Raw genomic sequence first — 22,305 nt, 5'->3', positions numbered from 1 at the left:
TCTTGAAATCGGCGGCCGCCTCCTTCTTGGATTTTTCGGCAGCGGCCTTCTGTTCCTCCGAATGGTAGTAGATGGCGGAACGGTACTGGGTGCCGACATCCGCGCCCTGACGATTCAAGGTCGTCGGATCGTGAAGCGCCCAGAACCATTCGAGGAGCTTTTCGTAGGAGAGTTTCTTCGGGTCAAAGACGACCTTGACCACTTCCGCATGACCGGTGGTTCCGGTGCAGATCTGCTCGTAGGTGGGGTTGTTGACCGTGCCACCCGTGTAGCCGGATGTGGAGGAATAGACGCCGTCGATCTGGTCGTAGACGGCTTCGACACACCAGAAGCATCCGGCACCAAGAGTGGCGACTTCGGCTCCTTCAGGGATTTCAGGCATTGGAGCAGGTTGTTTCTTATCGTCCGACATGGCGTTGCAGGCAGTGAAAAGGATGATGGTCAGGATCGGCAGTAGGGTCTTCATGATGTGGGGTCTCTGATTTTGCTTCGTCACCTCCAGACCGCTGAAAGCTAGCGCGGAAACCCCTGTCGTAAAGGGGGGAGTTAAAAGTAGACTTTGGATCGTGGCATGCCTCCACCTTGTTCTTTCGCTGGTGCCATTTTGACGTTTGAATGCAGCGGTATGGGGGAGGCTGCGATCGAAATCGAACACCTGAAGAAGCACTATGGCGCTTTCGAAGCTTTGGGGGGAGTTGCGCTCACGGTGAACCGAGGATCCGTCTTCGGCTTGCTGGGCCCGAATGGCGCAGGCAAGAGCACGCTGGTGAAGTCGCTTTTGACCATTATTCGTCCCACCCAGTGTCGCGGGACGATGCTAGGTGAGCCCATTGGTCATCGGAAGACGCTTGGGAAAGTTGGCTACCTGCCGGAGCACGCCAGGTTTCCGGACTACTTGACCGGTCGGCAGATCATTGCCTTTTCGGCCGGGCTGGCCAAGGTGTCTTCCAAGGACACGAAGGCGCGGACCGCACGGCTGTTGGACTTGGTCGGCATGCATGAATGGGCCGACCGCAAGAATGGCACCTATTCGAAGGGCATGCGGCAACGGATAGGTCTGGCCCAAGCGCTGATCAATGAGCCGGAGCTTGTGTTTTTGGACGAACCGACCGACGGCGTGGATCCTGGCGGTCGGATCGAGATCCGGAAAATCATCGAACGGATTCGCGACGAAGGGCGAACGGTCTTCGTCAACAGCCACCTGCTGGGCGAAGTCGAGCAGGTGGCGGATCAAGTGGCCATCATGACTCGAGGAAAGATCGTCGAAAGTGGCTCCGTCGATCAATTGACTCGTCAGGAGAGTCGCTACGAAGTCCGGACGCTTGGCCCGGTGCCTCTTCATCTGAAGGGAGAGTTGGAGGCGCAGTCGATGAAAGTGTCGGGGGATCTTGTAAGCTTGGTAGCCGATGATGCCAACGGCGTGCAGCCCTTGATCGATCTCTTGCGACGCGAAGGGGCCGCGATTCGGGAAATCAAGGAGGTGAGATCCTCGCTTGAAGATGTCTTCATGGATGCCGTGCAACGACAGGGAAAGGGGGCGGCGTGAGTCAGTTTCTTACGATTCTTGGTGATTCCTTCCGCCTGCTGAAGGCACGGGTGCTCTTCTGGGTTTCGCTCGGGGTTTCGGTCTTCGCGGCGCTGCTCTACCTTTCGATCGGTTTCGACGAGAAGGGCATCACGCTCGTCTTTGGTCTGTTTTCGTTCGACATGCCCTTTGCCACGAAGGGGAGCAAGGGTGCCGAGTTGCTTTACTACGGCATCTTTAGTAATGCGATTGTCGGTATCTGGCTCACCTGGATTGCGACGGTCGTGGCTCTGATTTCATGCGCTCCGGTCTTTCCGGAATTCATGGAAGAGGGGTCTGCTGGAGTCACCTTGTCCAAACCCCTGTCCCGGCCCTTGCTCTTTCTCTACAAGTTCGCTGGTGGATTGCTGTTCATGGCGATCCAGGTCAGTCTGTTCGTGGTCATCGTTTTCATCGCGATCAAGCTCCAGCTGGGGGTGTGGAATCTGAGTGTCTTCTGGGCGGTGCCGATCGTGCTTCTGGTGTTCTCTTATCTCTATGCCGTGATGGTCTGGTTGGGGGTCAAGACCCGCTCGGTCATGGCTTCGGTACTTCTGACGCTGCTGTTCTGGCTCCTGAGTTTCGTGATCCTGGCTGCGGAGTCGGTCACCCGCCAGGCCGTTCTGACGGGGTCGGGGTTTTTGGGCAACGAGCTCAGTGAAGAAGGGGTCGCCGACTATGAGAAGGTGAATTCGGCACTCAGAATTCCCTACGCGATGTTGCCCAAAACCGGCGAAACCGCGGCCTTGCTGGATCGCCTCATCGTTCTGGGTGATGGGGATATGCTCGGCAAGGCGACACTCGACGCCATGGATACGGGCGGTGCGATCAGCAGCGAGGATGGAGATGCTTTGAAAAGTGAGCTGGATCGGCGCTCTCCGGCCTACATCATCGGCACCTCCTTGCTCTTCGAAGGGGTCGTGCTGTTGCTGGCGATGCGTTCGTTCTGCCGCAGGGATTTTTAGGCCTGCCCTTGCTCCGCTCAGGCGGGACGCAGGGCGATCGCGGTCCGCGCCAGGGTGTAGATGCTGATCTCATCTTCCTCGTCGACCGGATAGATGACCTCGGGATCAAGTCGCTCATGGCCACCGAATTCGGCGTCGTCGGTATCGAGGGCGAGCTTGAACTTTCCTCCGCCCGGCACCTTGAACTTGTAGTCCGGAATCGAGCGATCAGTCGACCAGTTGAAGACAAAAATGACCTCGCCGCGTCGGGCACAGAGCACCTTGTTGGTCACGTCGATATTCAGGATTTCAGCTGGCGGCTGGTTGGGAAGTTGGTTCTCCGCCGCCATCGCGAGCATCGCCTTTTCAAAGGCGGAGAGGAATTTGTATTTGAGGTCCGGGTTGTCGACCAGCGACCACTGTCGACGGCAATAGTGGTAGGACCAGTTGTTGCCTTCGCGCGGGAAATCCAGCCACTCGGGGTGGCCGAATTCGTTGCCCATGAAGGTCAGCCAGCCTTCGCCGCCAAGAGCGAAAGTAATCAAGCGAATCATCTTGTGCAGTGCGATGCCCCGCTCAATCACCGGGTGGTCATCCTTTTCGCCCATGTGCCAGTACATCTCCTGATCCATCAATCGGAAGGCCAGCGTCTTGTCGCCGACCAGGGCCTGATCGTGGCTCTCGGCGTAAGCGATATTTGCTTCTCCGTATCGACGGTTGGTGAGGGTTCCCCACATCTCATCCAAATCCCAATCCTCGTCGCGGGAGTGCTTCAGCAGCTTGATCCAGTAGTCGGGAATACCCATCGCAAGTCGGTGGGTGAATCCGACTCCGCCGTCTTCGGTCGGCTTGCACAACCCTGGCATGCCGGACATGTCCTCCGCGATCAGCAAGGCACCCGGCTTGATCTGTTTGGCGAGCGTGGTCGCAAGCTGAAGGTAAAGAATGGCGTCCTCGTCGACACCGTCGGTAAAATACTTTTCGTAGTTGTCAAAGGAGGTCGATCCCCGGTGCCAGTAGAGCATGGAGGTGACTCCATCGAAGCGGAATCCATCGAATTGGAACTCCTCCATCCAGTAGCGGACATTCGAAAGCAGGAATTGACGCACTTCCGGGCGACCGTAGTCGAAGCATTTCGAATCCCACTGCGGGTGGTTGCCGCGATCGTCCGAGTGGAAGTAGAGGTTGCCGCTGCCATCGAGGTCATTCAGACCCTCGGCCATGTTCTTGACGGCGTGCGAGTGGACGACATCCAGCAGCACGGCGAGCTCGAGGCCGTGGGCGGTATCGACGAGATACTTCAGGTCCTCGGGGGTGCCAAAGCGCGAGGTCGGCGCAAAAAACGACGAGACATGGTAGCCGAAGGATCCGTAGTAGGGATGCTCTTGAACGGCCATCAATTGAACGACATTGTAACCGAGCTCCTTGATTCTCGGTAGAACGTCATCCGCAAATTCGCGATAGCTGTGAACGCGTCCTTCTTCACCCGACATCCCGATGTGGGCTTCATAAATGAGCGGCGACTCCACAATCGATGGATCAAACTCGTGGCGCCATTCGTAATCTTCGGGAGCCTGCCAGATCTGCCCAGAAAAGTCGTGGCTTTCGGGGTCTTGAAGCGTTCGGAGAATACAGGCTGGAATCCGGTCGCGTTCGGAGCCATTCGCGCCGGTGATGTGGAGCTTGATCCGTTCTTCGTGCTTGAGGGCATCACCCGGCAGACGCAGTTGCCAGATCCCTCGTTCCCCTCGGATCATCGGGTGTGTGGACCGATCCCAGCCGTTGAAATCTCCGATGACCGAGACCGCCTTAGCGCCCGGCAGCCACTCCCGGATCATCCAGTAGCCATCAGGCTGCCGATGAACACCCGTGAAGCGATGGCCATTGGCGTGCGCCTTGATGCCACCGGTCGTGGACTTGAGATGGTCCAACTCGGCGGTGAGCCTCTTTTGACGGTTCCGGATATGCTCTGCGAAAGGAGTCAGCCAGGGGTCGTCCTGAACCAGTTGGGGAAGGTCGCTCATCGACCACCACCTTGAGCAGATGGGGTGCCTGCGGAAAGATCCGATTTGGTCACCTTGTCGCGGTCAGATGATCCCTCAGAAAATCCTGCAGGTAACCTGCCGTCAGCACCGTGTTGGTGAAAATCGGGGTGTCCGAACCGCCGGGATAAAGCACGTTGACCGGAATCGCGCTTTTTCCGAGTCGGCGGATTTCGGCGTCGATGGCTGGACTCGTGGTCGTCTTGTCGGCCTTCAAGGCGACAATCCCGTATTCCTCGAAGAGCTTGGCGGTCTCCTCGGTGTAGGCAGCCGCTTTGTTCGTCTGGCAGGTCAGACACCAGCGGGCGGTGAAGTCGACAAAGACCGGAGTTCCTTCAGCAATCAATTGATCCTGGCGCTCCTTGCTCCAGGTCTCCCATGTGATGGAGGGGCCACTTTCCTCGCTGACATCGGGACGCGGACTCGGCATTGCGGCGAGGAAACCGGCGGTGAGGATCGAGAGGGCCATCAAGCGGGCGACCCAGCGGGCTTTCATGCTACGATGAGGAAGATCCCAGCGACCGTAGATCCAGAACGCGGTGGCGATGGCGGTGAGCCCAAGCATCACGTAGATACCTTTCTGCCCATTCAGTTGATCGAAGACCTGCACCGAGTAGACCCAAAGCAGGAAACCGGCGGTGCCAAAGAGCAGAAAGGACATGCCCTGCTTGAAGGACTCCATCCACGGACCCGGGCGCGGCAACTTCTCGACAAGGCTTGGGAAAAACGAGAGCACAAGATAAGGCGTGGCGAGTCCGAGCGCCATCATGGTGAAGGCCAGCATGAACAAGGGACCGGGAAGGGTGACCGCAGCACCCAGCGCGGTACCAAGAAACGGGGCCGAGCAGGGAGTCGCCACCACCGTTGCCAGCACGCCGGAGAAAAAGGTGCCGCCGAGACCATCCGAGTTCGAAAGCTTTCCGCCCACTCCGGTCGCTGAGGCACCGATCTCGAAGAGGCCGAACATGCTCAGTCCGAAGATCAGCATCACCAGCAGAAGGATGTAGACCACCCACGGGTTCTCAAGCTGACCGCCCCAGTTGGCGATACCACCCGCCAGAAGTATCCCTGCCAGGATCCAGAAGGAAACCAGGACGCCGAGACTGAAGACCAGACCATGAGCCACGACCTTCTTTCTTGAGTGTCCGGCCTGCTGCACGAAACCCATGATTTTCAGACCGATCACCGGAAAGACGCAGGGCATGAGATTTAAAATCAGACCGCCAATGAACATCAGTCCGAGGATCGAAATCAGACTCAAGCCGCCGCCTGTTTCGGTAGTTGCGTCGACGGGCGCTGCCTTCGCGACAATCGGAAGCTTGAGGGCCAGACCCTTGCTTGGATCTCCATCCGCCCACCCGCTTGCCGACTTGAGAATACCAACAACTTCAGTGGGTGCCGGGTCGGTTTCGGGGTTGCGCGGAAAGCTGAGACGGTAGCCCGTGTCTGTTTTGCTCAGGACCTGGGGTTGCGAGGAGTCTTCGATCGAGTTCGAACTGAAGAAATGAACGTCGTTGAGCTCGGCCACCGCCCCGTCATTCGGCGCCAGATCGAGAACGATGTTAGATCCCGCCGGGCTCGCGCTGATCGACCAGCTTGTAGGAACTTTCGGGAGATCCACCCTCGCCTCGACGAATCCAGCGGCGGCATTGGGATCGGCAACAGCCTCCGGCCCGGTTTTAAGCGTGATCACCAGTTCGGCATCGCCCGGGACACACTGTTCCTCGCAGGCAAGCCACGAGGCCTCGGCCTTGATTTCGACCGACGTTCCTTCGGCAAGATCGGTGGGAGCAACGAGCCTTGTTAGAAACCAGGTTTCTCCTTCATAGCCGTAAAAGGGGGCACCCGCGAACTCGCCAAGCACCGGTGTCGGATACTCGATCTCGCCGGCGGTGAAACCCTCCGGCAAGGTCCATTCGATCTCCGGAGGGAAACCGGCCAGTCCCGGATTGACATAGTAGGTGTGCCAATGCGGCGCGTGTTTCAGGACCAGGGCGACCTCAAACTCCTGGCCGGGGGCGATCGTCGCCTGCTCCGAGATCAGCTCGGCCTCGACCACCGGCGGCCCGTCCGTTGAGAACTGGGCGTAGCTGACGCTGATAAGCGAGAGGCTGAAGATCGAAACGAAAAGAAAGAAATGCTGCATGGTCAGGTGGTCATGGGAGTGGTTTAGGTCGAAATTCTTCCCGAAAGTCGCGACTTCCGGCTGGCGACGGCGAAAGTACGGCTAGAGCGCCGCCTGACTCAATCGCTGAGAAATCTGCTGAACGAGCTTCGGGCCCTGATAGATAAAGGCGGAGTAGATCTGGATCAAAGAGGCGCCGGCTTCGATTTTGGCAAGCGCGTCTTCAGCGGATGAAATGCCCCCGACCCCGATGATCGGCACGGAGCCATGCAGTTCCGCGGCGAAGGCCGCAATGACCTCGGTGCTGCGGGCCGTCAGCGGCTTGCCGGACAGGCCACCTACCTCGGCCGACCTGGGGTTGGACTCCACTCCGTCGCGGGTGATCGTGGTGTTGGTGGCGATCAGACCGTCGAGACCGCCCTCACGAAACACTCGGGCAAGACCGGCAATATGCGGAGGATCGAGATCCGGCGCGACCTTGAAAAGCAGCGGCACCTGCTTGCCGTGCTCCTTGCTCAAACGCTCCTGCTCCATCTTCAGGAGATCTAGTAGTTTGGCACAGGCATCCTCACTCTGAAGATCCCGCAGGCCGGGGGTGTTGGGCGATGAAAGATTCACCGCGATGTAGTCGGCGACCGGATAGGCTTCGCGCAGGCAGCTCAGGTAGTCGTCGGACGCGTTTTCATTCGGTGTGTCCTTGTTCTTGCCGATGTTGAAACCGATGATGCCCTTGAAGGATTTCGAGGCACGGACGTTGGCGACTCCCGCCTTGATGCCGGGATTGTTGAAGCCCATGCGGTTGATGATGGCCTCTTCCTCGATCAGCCGAAACAAGCGCGGCTTCGGATTGCCGGCCTGAGGGCGCGGCGTGATCGTACCGATTTCCACAAAGCCGAAGCCGAGCCGTCCAAGCGCGTCGATCGTATTGCCTTCCTTGTCGAGCCCGGCGGCGAGACCGACGCGATTTGGAAACTTCAAGCCCATGAGCTCGACCGGATCGTCAAGCCCGGTATCCGAATAGAGCAGCGAAAGCATTCCGCATTTTTCCCCGAACCGCAGCCCGCGCATGCTCAAGTGATGGGCCTTCTCGGCATCGAGTTTGAAAAGCAACGAACGGGCGAAGTCGTAGGCGTCGGACACGGGGGGGAGGGGAAACGCTAAACGGCAAACATGAAACACCAAAATGGTCGGAATGAGAGGCTGGGAAAGGAGTGCGGGCCATTCTGCCCGCATCGGCAATGGCCAGGCTTCCATGCGGGCAGAATTGCCCGCACTCCTTACGCCCATTCGGCAGCGACTCAGACTACGGTGAGGACAGCCCGCTGTATCGTGCGATGGGCTTCGTGCCGAAGAGCGAGCGAAGCTCGGGTCTGACCCGACGCAGCGCCGACGAGGCCGGCCCACCGAACGAAGAAACCGCCGCTTAATCGACTCTGGCGAAGAGTGGTCCGATCAAGACGACGGTTTCGAGTGGAACCCAGCCACCGGTCCGAAAGGGCTGGTGGCTTTTGTCTGGAGAAACGAGAGCAGAAGATCCCCAGCTTGGCTAATTCGAAGAATCCCGGCGGGTGGCAGGGCGATCAAGTTAGGGAGAACTCCAAATCCCACTGAGTTTTTTGGACCAAGATGGATAGGATTTTGGAGTCATGGCACTCAGTTTTTCCGGAATTGAGGCTCACTCATCTTGATGGAAATCAAGATGGTCGGACTTCGTGGCCTTCATCCTACTCATCCTATCCATCCTGGTCCGATTTCTTCCCTAGCTTGAGCTCCCTGCGGCGGGTGGGTCCGTGGATGTCCGGGGGTGGGGGAGATGGTTCATGAGTGATATTGTTGGAAGGGCCGATGCTCCATTCGGCGCGTCATGTCAAAATCCTCACGAAATCCGCCAATTCCCCAAGCTTTCTGTCTTTTCCCGTTCCCTCATTTACCGGCCTTGCGCCTTGTCAGGGATGCTTTGGGTTTCTTAGGTTTCTTTAGGTTCCGGATGTGAGACCCAGTCCCCGCGCATGTCCCAGGCCTTATCTGATCATTTCCCGGTTCTACCTGCCAACCTGATTTCCACACCCTCCATGCCCGCAAAAAAGAAGACGGCAAAGAAAGCGGCCTCCCCTAAAGACAAGTCCCTCGAATCCTGGATCTGGGACGCCGCCTGCTCCATCCGCGGAGCCAAGGACGCGCCGAAGTACAAGGACTACATCCTCCCCCTCATCTTCACCAGGCGCCTCTGCGACGTCTTCGACGACGAACTGAACCGCATCGCCGCCGAAGTCGGCTCGCGCAAGAAGGCCTTCCAGCTCGCCAAGGCCGACCACAAGCTCGTCCGCTTCTACCTGCCCCTCGTGCCGGACGATCCCGAGCAGCCCGTCTGGTCCGTCATCCGCAAGCTCTCTGACAAGATCGGCGAAGGCGTCACCACCCACATGCGGGCCATCGCCCGGGAAAACCCGCTCCTGCAGGGCATCATCGACCGCGTCGACTTCAACGCCACCACCCACGGCCAGCGCGACCTTGACGACGACCGCCTCTCCAACCTCATCGAGGCCGTCAGCACCAAGCGCCTCGGGCTCGACGACGTCGAGGCCGACATTATCGGCAAGAGCTACGAATACCTCATCCGCAAGTTCGCCGAGGGCGGCGGCCAGAGCGCCGGCGAGTTCTACACCCCGCCCGAGGTCGGCACCATCATGTCCCGCGTGCTCCAGCCCGAGCCCGGCATGGAAATCTACGACCCCACCTGCGGCTCCGGCGGCCTCCTCGTGAAATGCGAGATCGCCATGGAGGAAAAGGTAAGGAGTGCGGGCAATCCTGCCCGCAAATCCAAAAGCAAAGGCGGACAGGATTGTCCGCCCTCCTCAGTCGCCCCGCTGAAACTGTTCGGCCAGGAATTCACCCCTGAGACCTGGGCCATGGCCAACATGAACATGATCATCCACGACATGGAGGGCCAGATCGAGATCGGCGACACTTTCAAGAACCCCAAGTTTAGGGTAAAGGGTAAACTCCGCACCTTCGACCGCGTCGTCGCGAATCCCATGTGGAACCAGGACTGGTTCACCGAGGCCGACTACGACAACGACGAACTCGACCGCTTCCCCGCTGGGGCCGGCTTCCCCGGGAAATCCTCCGCCGACTGGGGCTGGGTCCAGCACATGCACGCCAGCCTCAATGACAAGGGCCGCGCCGCCGTCGTCCTCGACACCGGGGCCGCCTCCCGCGGATCGGGCAATGCCGGAACCAACAAGGAAAAGACCGTCCGCCAGTGGTTCGTCGACCACGACCTCATCGAGAGCGTCCTCTACCTGCCCGAAAACCTCTTCTACAACACCACCGCCCCAGGAATCATTCTGTTCCTCAACAAGGATAAGCCCAAGACCCGACAGGGTCAGGTCTTCCTCGTCAACGCCAGCCAGGTCTTCGAAAAGGGCGACCCCAAGAACTTCATCCCCGACGCCGGCATCCAGCGCATCGCCGACACCCTCATCGGGTGGAACGAAGAGGAAAAACTCAGCCGCATCGTCGACCTCGCCGAGCTCAAGAAGAACGACTACAACATCTCCCCCAGCCGCTACATCCACACCAGCGACGCCGAAACCTACCGGCCCATTGCCGAGATCGTCGAGGAACTGAAGGTCATCGAGCTGGAGGCCAAGGAGACCGACAAGGCTCTCGGCAAAATCCTCAAGCAACTCGGGATATGAGCGACGAACTTGAAATCATCCAGAGCGACGCCGGGCTCGTGGCCGACGTGCGCTCCATGATCGAGCAAACCCGCGAGGGCGTCGCGCGCACCATTAATGCGGGAATGACCTTGCTCTACTGGCGCATCGGGAAGCGCATCCAGACAGAAGTGCTCAACAATGAACGAGCCGAATACGGAAAAGAGATTGTGCAATCACTGAGTGCACAATTGAGCGAGGAGTTTGGGCGTGGTTTCGGGCGCAGAAGCCTCTTCAACATGGTCCGATTCGCCGAGGTCTATCCCGACCCCCAGATTGTGCAATCGCTGATTGCACAATTGAGCTGGACCCATTTGCAAAGAATCATCCCGCTGAAAGACGACCTCCAGCGCGACTTCTACGCCGAAATGTGCCGCATCGAACGCTGGAGCACGAGGACACTGGTCAAAAAGATCGACTCCATGCTCTACGAGCGCACCGCCATCTCGAAGAAGCCCGAGGAAGTCGCCAAGGCCGAACTCGCCGCCCTTCGCAGCGAGGACCAACTCTCGCCCGACCTCGTCTTCCGCGATCCCTACATCCTCGACTTCCTTGGACTCAAGGACCGCTACCTCGAAAAAGACCTCGAAGACGCCATCCTGCGCGAACTCGAAACCTTCCTCCTCGAGCTCGGCAGCGGCTTCGCCTTCCTCGGTCGCCAGACCCGCATCCAGATCGATTCCGACGACTTCTATCTCGACCTCCTCTTCTACCACCGCAGCCTGAAACGGCTCATCGCCATCGACCTCAAGCTCGGCGACTTCAAAGCCGAATACAAAGGCCAGATGGAGCTCTACCTCCGCTGGCTCGCCAAACACGAACAACAACCCGGCGAAGACCCGCCCCTCGGCATCATCCTCTGCGCCGGGAAAAAGACGGAACAAATCGAACTCCTCGAACTCGACCAATCCGGCATCCACGTCGCCGAATACCTCACCGCCCTGCCACCACGCGAGCTACTCAAGCAAAAACTCCACGCCGCCATCGAGATTTCCCGGGCACGGCTGGAGGCAAAGGAGGGTGGACATTCCTGTCCGCCATCAGAGGAAGGAGGTTCGGCATGAGCGAACTCGTCCTCTACACCTCCGACGACGGCCGCACCCGGCTCGACCTTCGCGTCGAAGGCCAGACGGTCTGGCTGACCCAGCTCGAAATTGCCGAGCTCTTCCAGACCACCAAGCAAAACGTCTCTCTTCATGCCAAGAACATCTTCGAGGACGGGGAATTGGCCGGGGATTCAGTTGTCAAGGATTCCTTGACAACTGCCGCCGACGGTAAGCGGTACAAGACCAAGCTCTACAACCTCGATCTCATTCTCGCCATCGGCTACCGCGTCCGCTCGCCACGGGGCGTCCAGTTCCGCCAATGGGCGAGCAGCCACCTCAAGGAATACATCGTCAAAGGCTTCGTCATGGACGACGAGCGCCTCAAGAACCCCGGCGGCTGGGACTACTTCGACGAACTCCTCGCCCGCATCCGCGACATCCGGGCCTCGGAGAAACGCTTCTACCAGAAAGTCCGCGACCTCTTCGCCCTCTCCAGCGACTACCAGACCCGGGAAAAGGAAACCTCGCTCTTCTTCGCCGAGGTGCAGAACAAACTCCTCTACGCCGCCACCCGCCACACCGCTGCCGAGCTCATCGTCGACCGCGCCGATCCCAGCCAGCCCAACATGGCGCTCACCACCTGGAGCGGCTCCCGCGTCCGCAAGCAGGACATCCTCATCGCCAAGAACTACCTCAGCGAAGACGAAGTCGATACCCTCAACCGCCTGGTGGTCATCTTCCTCGAACAGGCCGAACTCCGCGCCAAGCAGCAACAGGACCTCACCCTCGATTTCTGGCGTTCCAGCGTGGACCGCATGCTGGCTTCCAACGACCAGCCCCTGCTCAATGGCCCCGGCTCCGTCAGCCACGAGGACATGAAAACCATCGCCGCCGAGCGCTACGACAGCTTCGACGCCAAGCGGCGTGAGCAGGAAGCCATCGAAGCCGACGCCGAGGATCTGAAAGCCATTGAGGATCTGGAAAAAGACCTCAAGCGGAAGGGAGGCGGGAAATGAATACCGGAAGACTTCAACCGCAGATGATACAGAAGAACGCAGATGTTTTCCTGAAATTCTTTATCTGCGCCCATCTGCGCAATCTGTGGTTAAACAACTCTCCAGCGCGGGAGACGGACAACGCCTTGAAGGAGATTCTGGAAAAGATCGGGGTATGAGTGATTGGCAGAAAACCACAGTTGGCGAAGTTGCTACCGGATTCCTCAGTGGTGGCACGCCAACCACCTCACGGGCTGACTACTGGAAGGGAGAGATTCCGTGGATCACCAGTAAATGGCTCGGCGACAAACTGGAGCTGACAAACGGCGAGAAATTCGTCTCCGAAGAAGCAGTCAAGAAGACCTCAACCAAGATTGTCCCCAAAGACAGCATCATTTTCGCAACGCGGGTTGGCGTCGGCAAAGTTGGCATCAACCGGATTGACCTCGCCATCAACCAGGACCTCGCAGGCGTCCTGATCGACAACGAAAACTACGACATCAAGTTTCTCGCATACCAACTGGGGATCGACTCGATTCAGCAATACGTCGCGATGAACAAGCGCGGCGCGACGATCAAAGGGATCACGCGGGACTGTCTCGAACAGATTCGGCTGAACGTCCCCCCACTCCCCGAGCAGAAGAAGATCGCGCACATCCTTTCGACGGTGCAGCGGGCGATCGAAGCGCAGGAGCGGATCATTCAGACCACCACCGAGCTGAAAAAGGCCCTCATGCACAAGCTCTTCACCGAAGGCCTCCGCAAAGAACCCCAAAAACAAACAGAAATCGGCCCCGTCCCCGAAAGCTGGGAGGTGGTGGAGTTAAATCAACTCGCCGACTTGAAAAACGGATACGCCTTCAAGTCCACTGACTACGTTGCGGAATCCAACACTCTCAATATTCGGATGAGTAACATTCGACCCGGCGCGCAATTCGATCTCGAATATAATCCCAGATTTCTTCCAGATCATTTCGCGGAAACGCAGAAGTCTTTTCTGCTGGAGGATGGCGATCTGATCATCGCTATGACTGACATGGCGAATGATCCGAAGATCTTGGGTGTTCCGACCATTGTTCGAAATCCATCGGGGAAAAAACTGCTGTTAAACCAGCGGGTTGGAAAGCTTGTTCCGACGGAAAGCAGACGAGTGAATCTTGAGTTCCTCCGCTTTTACCTCTCGCGAAAACCAGCGCAACGCTACCTGGTCTCGTGTGCGAAAAAGGGTGTCCAGGTCAACATTGGCAAGAAAGACATCCTTTCGGTGCCAATAGCCTTCCCCAAGCCCGACGAACAGAAGACGATTGTTAAGTGCTTCAACACACTCGGGGACAAGGTAGCTGCGGCGGAGAATAAGGTGGTAGCACTTCAAGACCTCTTCCGCACCCTCCTTCACGAACTGATGACCGCGAAGACCCGCGTTCACGAACTAACACTTCCACAGGAGGGCACCCGCCATGATTGAAAGGATCGAAATCAGCAATGTCGCGACTTATGGCCCGACTCCAGAAGCGTTGAGTGATCTGAAAGAGATAAACTTCGTTTACGGATCGAACGGGACCGGCAAAACAACGATTTCAAGAGTCATCGCGGATTGCGCCACGCACGCGCATTGCAAGCTGGTCTGGCGTGGAGGCTCACCCATGGAGCTTCTGGTTTACAATCGGGATTTCGTGCAACGGAATTTCAACCAGCCTGACGAGTTGAAGGGCATCTTCACACTCGGTGAAAAAGACAAGGCGACGCTCGACAAGATCGAGGCGGCGAAAGGCGAACTTGATGAAATCAAAAAGAAGATCGTCCAGCTCAAGGGGGTGCTCCAAGGCGAAGATGGCAACGGCGGGAAACGAGCCGAGCTCGGAAAGCTGGAGGACGCGTTTGAAGGCAAGTGCTGGGATCTCAAGTTGAAACACGATGACAAGCTGCAAGGTGCGTTTGCTGGCGCCCGAGGAAAGAAGAGTGCGTTCAAGGCACGCCTCCTTGGTGAATCCGCATCAAACTCTTCTGCGGCGGTTTCTCTGCCTGATCTTGAGATTAAAGCCTCAACTGTTTTCGGGGAGGCTCCACAACAAGCTCTGACTTTAGCAGTTCCAAATGGAGCCGATCTGCTCGCTCACGAAACCACCGCGATCCTGAAGAAGAAGGTCATCGGAAAGACGGACGTCGATATTGCTGCGCTTATCCAGAAGCTCGGTAATAGCGACTGGGTTAAGCAAGGCCGCGATTACTACGACCCCGATCAACGCGTCTGCCCATTCTGCCAGCAGGACACACCGCCGTCCTTGGAAGAAAGTTTGAACGAGTATTTTGACCAGACATTCCTCGCGGACACCGCTTCCATCGAAAAACTATACACTGACTACAAAACAGATTCGGAGCGGATCCAGCGAAATGTTCAGACGCTCCTTGATGATCCGTCGAAGTTCCTGGATGCGGAAAAGCTTCAGTCCGAAAGCGAGCTCCTAGCGTCGAAAATCCGGATAAACATCCAGCGCATCGAAGAGAAGCGGCGTGAGTCGAGTAAATCAGTCGAGCTGGACTCCCTTAAAAACGTTCTGAGTGCGGTTACCAAGCTCGTCAAAGACGCAAACGCGGCGATAGAGAAGCACAATACTATGGTTGCGAATCTTGCAGCCGAACGCACTCAGCTAACCGGCCAGGTTTGGCGTTACTTGCTCGATCATGAAATCAAAGCCGACTTGGCGACCTACACGGCGCAGAAGTCTGGAATCGAGAAAGGCATTGAAAGCCTTGAAATTCAGATCGCAGACAAGACGAGAGACCAACGAACCAAGGAGCAAGAGATAAAATCTCTGGAGAAGCAAACGACGAGCATTCAGCCGACGATCGACGCGATCAATGCCTTGCTGCACTCTTTCGGCTTCACCGGTTTTGCTTTGGTGAAATCGGAGAGGGAACCGTTTTACAAGATTCAGCGACCAGATGGCTCGGACGCTAAGGAGACACTCAGCGAGGGGGAAAAGAGTTTCATTACGTTCCTATACTTCTACCACCTTCTCAAAGGTAGCGAGACCGAGACGGGAATGACCTCCGACCGGGTTGTCGTCTTTGACGATCCAGTCTCGAGCCTGGACAGCGACATTCTTTTTATCGTGAGCAACCTGATAAAGGGTGTGTTCGAGGAAGTTCGGAATGGAAGCGGGACGATCAAACAGGTTTTCGTGCTGACTCACAACGTGTATTTCCACAAGGAAGTCTCCTTCCACCCGAAGCGATGTGCTGACGGCCGGTTGAAGGACGAGACATTTTGGACGGTAAGAAAATCGAACCAGGAATCGAAGATTCGGCATCACGAGACTAATCCGATCAAGACCTCCTACGAGCTTCTCTGGATTGAAGTGCGCAATCGTGATCGGGACAATCTCGCGATTCAGAACACGATGAGGCGGATTCTTGAAAACTACTTCAAGATCCTCGGAAACATTGACCCCGATGACATCTGCGCTCACTTTGACGGCAAAGAGAAGCTGATCTGCCGGTCTTTGTTCTCTTGGGTTAACGATGGATCACATTTTGCCCACGATTCGCTTTATGTCTCCATCGACGACTCAATGGTCGAAAGCTACTTGAGCGTCTTCAAACGGATCTTCGAAAAGACGAAGCACATAGCCCATTACAACATGATGATGGGCGAAACTACGGCTCCCGAAGCCGCCGAGACTGTGGAGGCAGCGACACCGCTTCCCTGAAATATGCCCACCCCCGGAGAACACAAAACCGTCCAAGCCCGGATCCTCGAATACGCCGAGGCCATCGGTTGGACGATTGTGTCTCGCGAGGAAGCGGAGGAAAGGAGAGGGGGCATTCCTGCCCCCTTGCGTGGGAAAGACGGGGACAGGAATGTCCCCGCTCCGTTGTCCCTTTTCTTCGACGACCTGCTCGACACCAAGGTGCGGGAATTCAACTCGCGCTATGCTGAGGCCGAGGGCGCGTTGCTTGGGGCTTTTCGCCATCTCCACACCGACATCTACGGCAACCGCGAATTCGTCGATCACCTGTGCAACCGGGGCAAGTTCTTCGACCATGAGGAGAAGCGCGAGCGCGACCTGATCCTGATCGATTACGACGACCCGACGCGGAACGTTTACGAAGTGACCGAGGAGTGGGCCTTTCACAACGGCCACTACGGCACGCGGGAGGATGTGGTCTTTCTCATCAACGGCATCCCGGTGCTGGTGATCGAGTGCAAGAACGCCAACAAGGACGAGGCCATTGCCCTCGGGGTGGACCAGATCCGCCGTTACCACCGCGAGACACCCGAGCTGTTCGTGTCGCAACAGCTTTTCACCGCCACCGACGCCATCGGCTTCTCCTACGGGGTGACCTGGAACACCGTGCGGCGAAACATTTTCAACTGGAAGGATGAGGAGGTCGGCAAGCTGGAGGCCAAGATCAAGAGCTTCTGCGCCATCCCGCAGGTGCTCGCCTTCCTCAAGGACTACATCGTCTTTGCCGAGAAGGACGAGGAGCTGAACAAATACATCCTGCGCCAGCACCAGACCGGCGCGGTCGATGCCGCCGTCGGGCGCGCCCTGCAGCCGGAGCGCACCCGCGGCCTCGTCTGGCACACCCAGGGCAGCGGCAAGACCTTCACCATGATCAAGACGGCGGAGCGGCTCTTCCGCGCGCCCGAGGCGGACAAGCCGACCGTCCTCCTCATGATCGACCGCAACGAGCTGGAGGACCAGATGCTCAAGAATCTCGCCGCGCTCGGCCTCGGCAACCTGGAGCACGCCAGCAGCATCGCCCGGCTCAATCAGCTGCTGAAAGACGACTACCGGGGCATCATCGTGACGATGATCCACAAGTTCCGCGACATGCCGGCGGATCTCAACACGCGCTCGAACATCTACGTCCTCATCGACGAAGCCCACCGCACCACCGGCGGCGACCTCGGCAACTTCCTCATGGCCGGCCTGCCGAACGCGACCTACCTCGGCTTCACCGGCACCCCGGTAGACAAGACCGCCTACGGCAAGGGCACCTTCAAGACCTTCGGCTGCGAGGACGACCAGGGCTACCTGCACAAGTATTCCATCGCCGACAGCATCGAGGACGGCACCACGCTGCCGCTCTACTACCAGCTCGCCCCCAACGAAATGCTCGTGCCGCACGAGACGCTGGACGCCGAGTTCCTTTCCCTCGCCGAAGCCGAGGGCGTGGCCGACATCGAGGAGCTGAACAAGATCCTCGAGCGGGCGGTGAACCTGAAAAACTTCCTAAAGGGCAAGGAGCGCATCCAGAAGGTGGCGCAGTTCGTCGCCGAGCATTTTTCGGAGAACGTCGAGCCGCTCGGCTACAAGGCCTTCCTCGTCGGCGTCGACCGCGAGGCCTGCGCCCACTACAAGAAGGCCCTCGATCAATTCCTGCCGCCCGAGTATTCCGAGGTCGTTTACACCGGCAACAACAACGACTCCGCCCTGCTCAAGGAATTCCATCTCGACCCCAAGAAGGAGCGGCAGATCCGCAAGAGCTTCGGCAAGCTCGACCAGCAGCCCAAGATCCTCATCGTCACCGAGAAACTGCTAACCGGCTTCGACGCGCCCGTCCTCTACGCCATGTATCTCGACAAGCCGATGCGCGACCACACCCTGCTGCAGGCCATCGCCCGGGTGAACCGCCCCTACGAGAACGAGGCCCAGGAGATGGTGAAGCCCCACGGCTTCGTCCTCGATTTCGTCGGCATCTTCGACAAGCTCGAAAAAGCCCTCGCCTTCGACAGCGAAGAGATCAACGCCATCGTCAAGGACCTGAAACTGCTGAAGGTGCTCTTCCAAAACAAGATGGAACAGAAAGCGCCCGAGTATCTGGCGCTGATCGAGCAGAACTTCAACGACAAGGACGTCGACAATCTCATCGAGCACTTCCGCAATCCGGAGCGGCGGAAGGAATTCTTCAAGGAATACAAGGAGATCGAGATGCTCTACGAGATCATCTCGCCGGATGCGTTCTTAAGGCCGTTCATTGAGCTCTACACCTCCCTCAGCGCGATCTATGACGTGGTTCGCAAGGCCTACACGAAGAAGGTCTACGTGGATCGGGATTTCCAAGCGAAGACAAACGCCTTGGTGCAGAAGCACATCAGCACCTACGGCATCGAAGAGCCGGGTGAGGTGATGACGATCAACGAGGACACGGTGGCCTACATCGTGAAGAAGAAGCAGGGCGAGGCGACGAAAGTCATCAACCTGATCAAGAGCATCGAGAAGACCGCTGAGGAAAACAGTGATGACCCTTATCTGGTCGCGATGGCCGAACGGGCGAAGATGGTGCAGGAGGCATTCGAGAGTCGGCAGCAATCGACGGCGGAGACTTTGGAGGAATTGTGTGCTGAGTTAGCCCGCAATGAGACACGCAAGCAGGAGCAGGCCGAGAAGGGTTTTGATAGTCTGACCTATTTTGTTTTCAGCACGCTGGAGGAATCCGGCGTGGAGGAGCCGGAAGCGGTGAGTCGGAAGATCAAGGATGCCTTCGTCGAGTTTCCCAACTGGCAACGGAGTGAGAGTTCGCTGAGGGAATTGCGGAAGAAGGTGACTTTCGCGATCTTTGCTCAGTGTGATGACTTGGAAAAGGTGACGGCGCTGGTCGAGGACTTGTTCCGGATTCTGGAAAGGGGTGCGCGGTGATGACGAAGCGTAAGGAGGGCGGACAATCCTGTCCGCCGATCGCCGGGGTTGCCGTAGGACAAGAGTGTCCTCCCTCCCTACTAGATGGCTGGAAGAGCCGAAAGGAATTCAAGGCAAGGGTGATGGACTGGGCGCGGAAACTCGATGTAGATGCGAGCGCGATTTATATCCGGCCGATGACTCGGAAGTGGGCGTCTTGTTCGACGGCGGGGACTCTGAGTTTTAATGACGAGCTGCTGGAGATGGATCGGGAGCTAGGGGACTATGTGATCGTCCACGAACTACTGCACTTCTCCGTGCCGAATCACGGCAAGCTTTGGAAGAGTCTGATGCGGGCGCATCTGGGTAATTACGAGGAATCCGAGAGAAGATTGAAAAGCATAGCTACAGAAAAATGAACAATGCATGGATGGTAAGGTCAGATGGTGGGGCGGCGATTGACTTGTTCGCCGATGGTTGGGTCGGAATGGGAGCAGGCTTCCCGATGAGCATGAAAGGGATGACTCAAGAAGAGATCCGCGCGCAATTTGAGAAACACAATCCCAACGATTCGAAAGGACGGATCAGTGGAGCGGTCGGTATGCTTGAACGCTTTGTGAATGTCATCGAGGAGGGTGACGGCGTCGTGACCTACGATCCGGGAACTCGTCAGTATTGGATTGGGCGATTTGACGGGGACTATTATTTTGATGAGACGGCCGATTATTTGGAGAACAGGCGACGAGTCATCTGGGAATCTGAGACCGTTTCCCGAGACGATCTGAGTGTGGGAGCCAGAAACAGTCTCGGATCGACACTGACACTTTTCTCTGTTTCGCCGGAGATTTGGGAGGAATTGAATGCGAGGCTCCGCGGTGAGGGTCCGACCCCCGAAGATGTCGCCGAAGTCGTCAAAGTAGAGCTTGAGCGGGACAAGCGGAATGTGATCGAGGAATCCCGTGAACGATTGAAGGACCGGATCGTCGGTTTGGAGCCGGGTGAAATGGAGGAACTGTTGGCGGCCGTGCTGCGGGCGATGGGTTTCCGGACACGTGTAAGCCCCACGGGACCTGATCGCGGGGTGGACGTAATGGCTTCACCCGATGGCCTCGGACTTCAGGAGCCACGCATCAAGTGTGAGGTGAAGCATCGGAGGAACACTCAGATGGGGGCTCAGGACTTGCGCTCGTTCATTGGTGCTCTGCGTGCCGGGGATCGGGGGATCTATCTTTCGACAGGCGGATTCTCTCGAGAAGCACGCTATGAGTCGGAACGTGCGACCCTGCCTGTGAGCCTCCTCGATCTCGATGAACTCGCACGGCTAATCGAAATGCATTACGAGAGATTCGATACCGAAGGAAAGGCCTTGGTTCCTTTGACGCGGATTTACTGGCCCGCTGACTAACGACCTACAAACAGAATTATGCCTTTATATAGATTCGGAGAAAACGAACTCGTCGCCGTCGAACAGCGTTCGATGGCGGCGTTGAAGATTCGTGAACGTCAGGATCTTCAGCGACTGCTGAAGGACAACATCGATGTGATCTCGAAAGGGACGCTGGTGATCTCTGAAGAGTACACGGGTTGGTCGGGGAGCTTGCGAAGGATTGATTTATTGGGGATTGACCCGGATGGAACGCTGGTGGTGATCGAGCTCAAGCGGACGGAAGATGGCGGGCACATGGAGCTTCAGGGGATCCGTTATGCGGCGATGGCTTCGGTGCTGACCTTTGAGGATGTGGTGAGGGTGTTCGGTGACTATTTGCAACGAAATGGAAGAAGCGAGGACGCCGAAGACGTGCTGCGGGAACATTTGGAAACTGAGGATGTCGAGGAAGTTGCGGCGAAGGTAAGGATCGTGTTGGCCTCGGCGGACTTCAGCCAAGAGGTGACGACGACGGTGCTTTGGCTCAATGACCAGTCGCTGGATATCCGTTGTGTGAGGATGGTGCCATATGAAGATGCCGGATCGGTCTATCTGGATGTGCAGCAGATTATTCCTGTACCGGAGGCGGCGGATTATACGGTGCGCTTGAGGGAGAAGAGGGACGAAGTAAAGGCACGTGGGACGAAGCGGGACATGACGAAGTACCGTGTAACTGTGGGGGCAGAAGTGCTACCACCGGTTGGTAAGGGAAGAGCGATTTTGGCGGTGGTGAAGGCTCTTTGCGGGCAAGGTGTCTCACCCGATCAGATGGCCGCGACGATTGGGCAGCCGAATCGCCAGCGTTTTTACGAAGTGGAAGGCATCTTCACGGATGAAAAGACTTTTTCCAAAGAAGCGGGAGCGTCCGCCACGACAAATCGGGGAAAGGCATTTAGAGAGCGGCGCTACTTCACGGCGGACGACGAACTCATCCATCACGAAGGGAAGACCTATGCCTTCAGCAATCAGTGGGGAACGAAGACAGAGAAGAAGATGAAGGAATTGATCGACGCTCATGGAGCGGGAAATATCAGCTTTGAACGGATCGATTAGCGGGGTGGGCCGAGTGATCACGCGATGGCGGGTGATGACGTGGTTCGTGCTATTCGCTAGCATGGCGTGATGAATCCAGGAATTATTCCGGGTGTGCTGCTCATCGGGACGGGTTTTGCGGCGCTGTTAGTGGGTATCAACCGAACCCTTGCGGCAGAGAAGGCGAAGAGTCGTTCGCCTTTTTCGGAGAAGATGCTGAGGCCCGCCGGAGAAAGTTTGCGGCTCAAGCTGGATGAGATTCGGGATGATTTGATGGAGAATTGCATGATTCTGGGGCTCCTTTTGATGGCCCCCGGCATTTGCCTGATGGTGATGGATTCCGATACGATGAGTGGGCTGCTTGCGTGGGCAATCGTCGCCGGTTTGGTTCTCGCTTTCGGGTGGGGCTACTGGAAAAGGGTGAGAGTGTTACGGGAAGATCTACGGAACCATCGGCTGGGATTTGAGGGAGAACGCTATGTGGCGTCCGAGCTGAATGTGCTGCTGTCTCAGGGCTACCGGGTTTACCATGATTTTCTGGTGGATTGGCACCCGGGTGGTGAGGCGACGAATTTCAATATCGACCACATCGCGGTGGGTCCTGAAGGGGTCTTTGCGATTGAAACGAAGGCGGTCCGGAAGCCGATGCATGCAGCGGTGGGAAGCAGGGAGGCTTACAAGGTCGAGTTTGATGGAGAGTGTCTCATTTTTCCGAGTTGGACGGATGAGAGAATGGTGAATCAGGCTTACTCGACGGCGAAGGTTCTCTCCGAGTGGTTGACGGGA

At 57.4% G+C, this 22,305-nt stretch carries 17 protein-coding genes; 13 read left to right on the top strand and 4 right to left on the bottom strand.

What is annotated here, in order from left to right:
* Window positions 1-466, bottom strand: a 466-nt coding sequence (gene msrA / locus WBG04_RS06815; protein ID WP_424313633.1) for a peptide-methionine (S)-S-oxide reductase MsrA, incomplete at its 3' end; no start/stop codon positions are given.
* Between the two features lie 105 nt (window positions 467-571).
* Here msrA and WBG04_RS06810 point away from each other — a divergent pair.
* Complete coding sequence (locus WBG04_RS06810; protein WP_424313632.1) at window positions 572-1,546, top strand: ATP-binding cassette domain-containing protein; 975 nt, start codon at window positions 572-574, stop codon at window positions 1,544-1,546.
* Entirely contained in the window at window positions 1,543-2,529 is a 987-nt protein-coding gene (locus WBG04_RS06805) for a hypothetical protein (protein ID WP_424313631.1), read from the top strand. Before WBG04_RS06810 ends, WBG04_RS06805 begins: the two co-directional genes overlap by 4 nt.
* A 17-nt stretch (window positions 2,530-2,546) precedes the next feature.
* Here the strand turns inward: WBG04_RS06805 and WBG04_RS06800 are convergent, their stop codons facing one another.
* The 3 genes from WBG04_RS06800 to WBG04_RS06790 form a co-directional block, all read right to left on the bottom strand.
* A complete protein-coding gene (locus WBG04_RS06800) occupies window positions 2,547-4,532 on the bottom strand; it encodes an alpha-amylase family glycosyl hydrolase (protein WP_424313630.1) in 1,986 nt (661 codons plus the stop codon).
* Between the two features lie 49 nt (window positions 4,533-4,581).
* On the bottom strand, window positions 4,582-6,696 hold the full coding sequence (locus WBG04_RS06795; RefSeq protein WP_424313629.1) for a protein-disulfide reductase DsbD family protein: 2,115 nt from the start codon (window positions 6,694-6,696) through the stop codon (window positions 4,582-4,584).
* Between the two features lie 81 nt (window positions 6,697-6,777).
* Window positions 6,778-7,815, bottom strand: a complete 1,038-nt coding sequence (locus WBG04_RS06790) for a quinone-dependent dihydroorotate dehydrogenase (RefSeq protein ID WP_424313628.1) — start codon at window positions 7,813-7,815, stop codon at window positions 6,778-6,780.
* A 98-nt stretch (window positions 7,816-7,913) separates the two neighbouring features.
* Here WBG04_RS06790 and WBG04_RS06785 point away from each other — a divergent pair, with 98 nt between their 5' ends.
* From WBG04_RS06785 to WBG04_RS06735, 11 genes are all read left to right on the top strand, one after another.
* Window positions 7,914-8,102: a hypothetical protein gene (locus WBG04_RS06785; RefSeq protein WP_424313627.1), complete on the top strand. Its 189-nt coding sequence runs from the start codon at window positions 7,914-7,916 to the stop codon at window positions 8,100-8,102.
* Between the two features lie 645 nt (window positions 8,103-8,747).
* Window positions 8,748-10,376 (top strand): N-6 DNA methylase, encoded by a 1,629-nt coding sequence (locus WBG04_RS06780; RefSeq protein WP_424313626.1) that lies wholly within the window; start codon window positions 8,748-8,750, stop codon window positions 10,374-10,376.
* Window positions 10,373-11,458, top strand: a complete 1,086-nt coding sequence (locus WBG04_RS06775) for a PDDEXK nuclease domain-containing protein (protein ID WP_424313625.1) — start codon at window positions 10,373-10,375, stop codon at window positions 11,456-11,458. Before WBG04_RS06780 ends, WBG04_RS06775 begins: the two co-directional genes overlap by 4 nt.
* Window positions 11,455-12,456 carry a virulence RhuM family protein gene (locus tag WBG04_RS06770; RefSeq protein WP_424313624.1) on the top strand — a complete coding sequence of 334 codons (1,002 nt, stop codon included), beginning with the start codon at window positions 11,455-11,457 and terminating at the stop codon, window positions 12,454-12,456. The genes WBG04_RS06775 and WBG04_RS06770 overlap by 4 nt, the downstream gene beginning before the upstream one ends.
* 154 nt (window positions 12,457-12,610) lie before the next feature.
* Window positions 12,611-13,900, top strand: a complete 1,290-nt coding sequence (locus tag WBG04_RS06765) for a restriction endonuclease subunit S (protein ID WP_424313623.1) — start codon at window positions 12,611-12,613, stop codon at window positions 13,898-13,900.
* Window positions 13,893-16,145 carry an AAA family ATPase gene (locus tag WBG04_RS06760; protein WP_424313622.1) on the top strand — a complete coding sequence of 751 codons (2,253 nt, stop codon included), beginning with the start codon at window positions 13,893-13,895 and terminating at the stop codon, window positions 16,143-16,145. The genes WBG04_RS06765 and WBG04_RS06760 overlap by 8 nt, the downstream gene beginning before the upstream one ends.
* 3 nt (window positions 16,146-16,148) lie before the next feature.
* Entirely contained in the window at window positions 16,149-19,082 is a 2,934-nt protein-coding gene (locus WBG04_RS06755) for a type I restriction endonuclease subunit R (protein WP_424313621.1), read from the top strand.
* Entirely contained in the window at window positions 19,082-19,480 is a 399-nt protein-coding gene (locus WBG04_RS06750; protein ID WP_424313620.1) for a M48 family metallopeptidase, read from the top strand. The genes WBG04_RS06755 and WBG04_RS06750 overlap by 1 nt, the downstream gene beginning before the upstream one ends.
* A complete protein-coding gene (locus WBG04_RS06745) occupies window positions 19,477-20,466 on the top strand; it encodes a restriction endonuclease (protein ID WP_424313619.1) in 990 nt (329 codons plus the stop codon). Before WBG04_RS06750 ends, WBG04_RS06745 begins: the two co-directional genes overlap by 4 nt.
* Window positions 20,467-20,484: 18 nt before the next feature.
* Complete coding sequence (locus tag WBG04_RS06740; protein ID WP_424313618.1) at window positions 20,485-21,540, top strand: endonuclease NucS domain-containing protein; 1,056 nt, start codon at window positions 20,485-20,487, stop codon at window positions 21,538-21,540.
* Between the two features lie 69 nt (window positions 21,541-21,609).
* On the top strand, window positions 21,610-22,305 hold a 696-nt coding region (locus WBG04_RS06735; RefSeq protein ID WP_424313617.1), incomplete at its 3' end, for a nuclease-related domain-containing protein.

This window comes from Haloferula sp., assembly GCF_049672945.1.
Classification (GTDB): domain Bacteria; phylum Verrucomicrobiota; class Verrucomicrobiia; order Verrucomicrobiales; family Akkermansiaceae; genus Haloferula.
The sequence above is the reverse complement of the archived record's forward strand: the minus strand, read 5'-3'. Positions and strand labels throughout refer to the sequence as shown.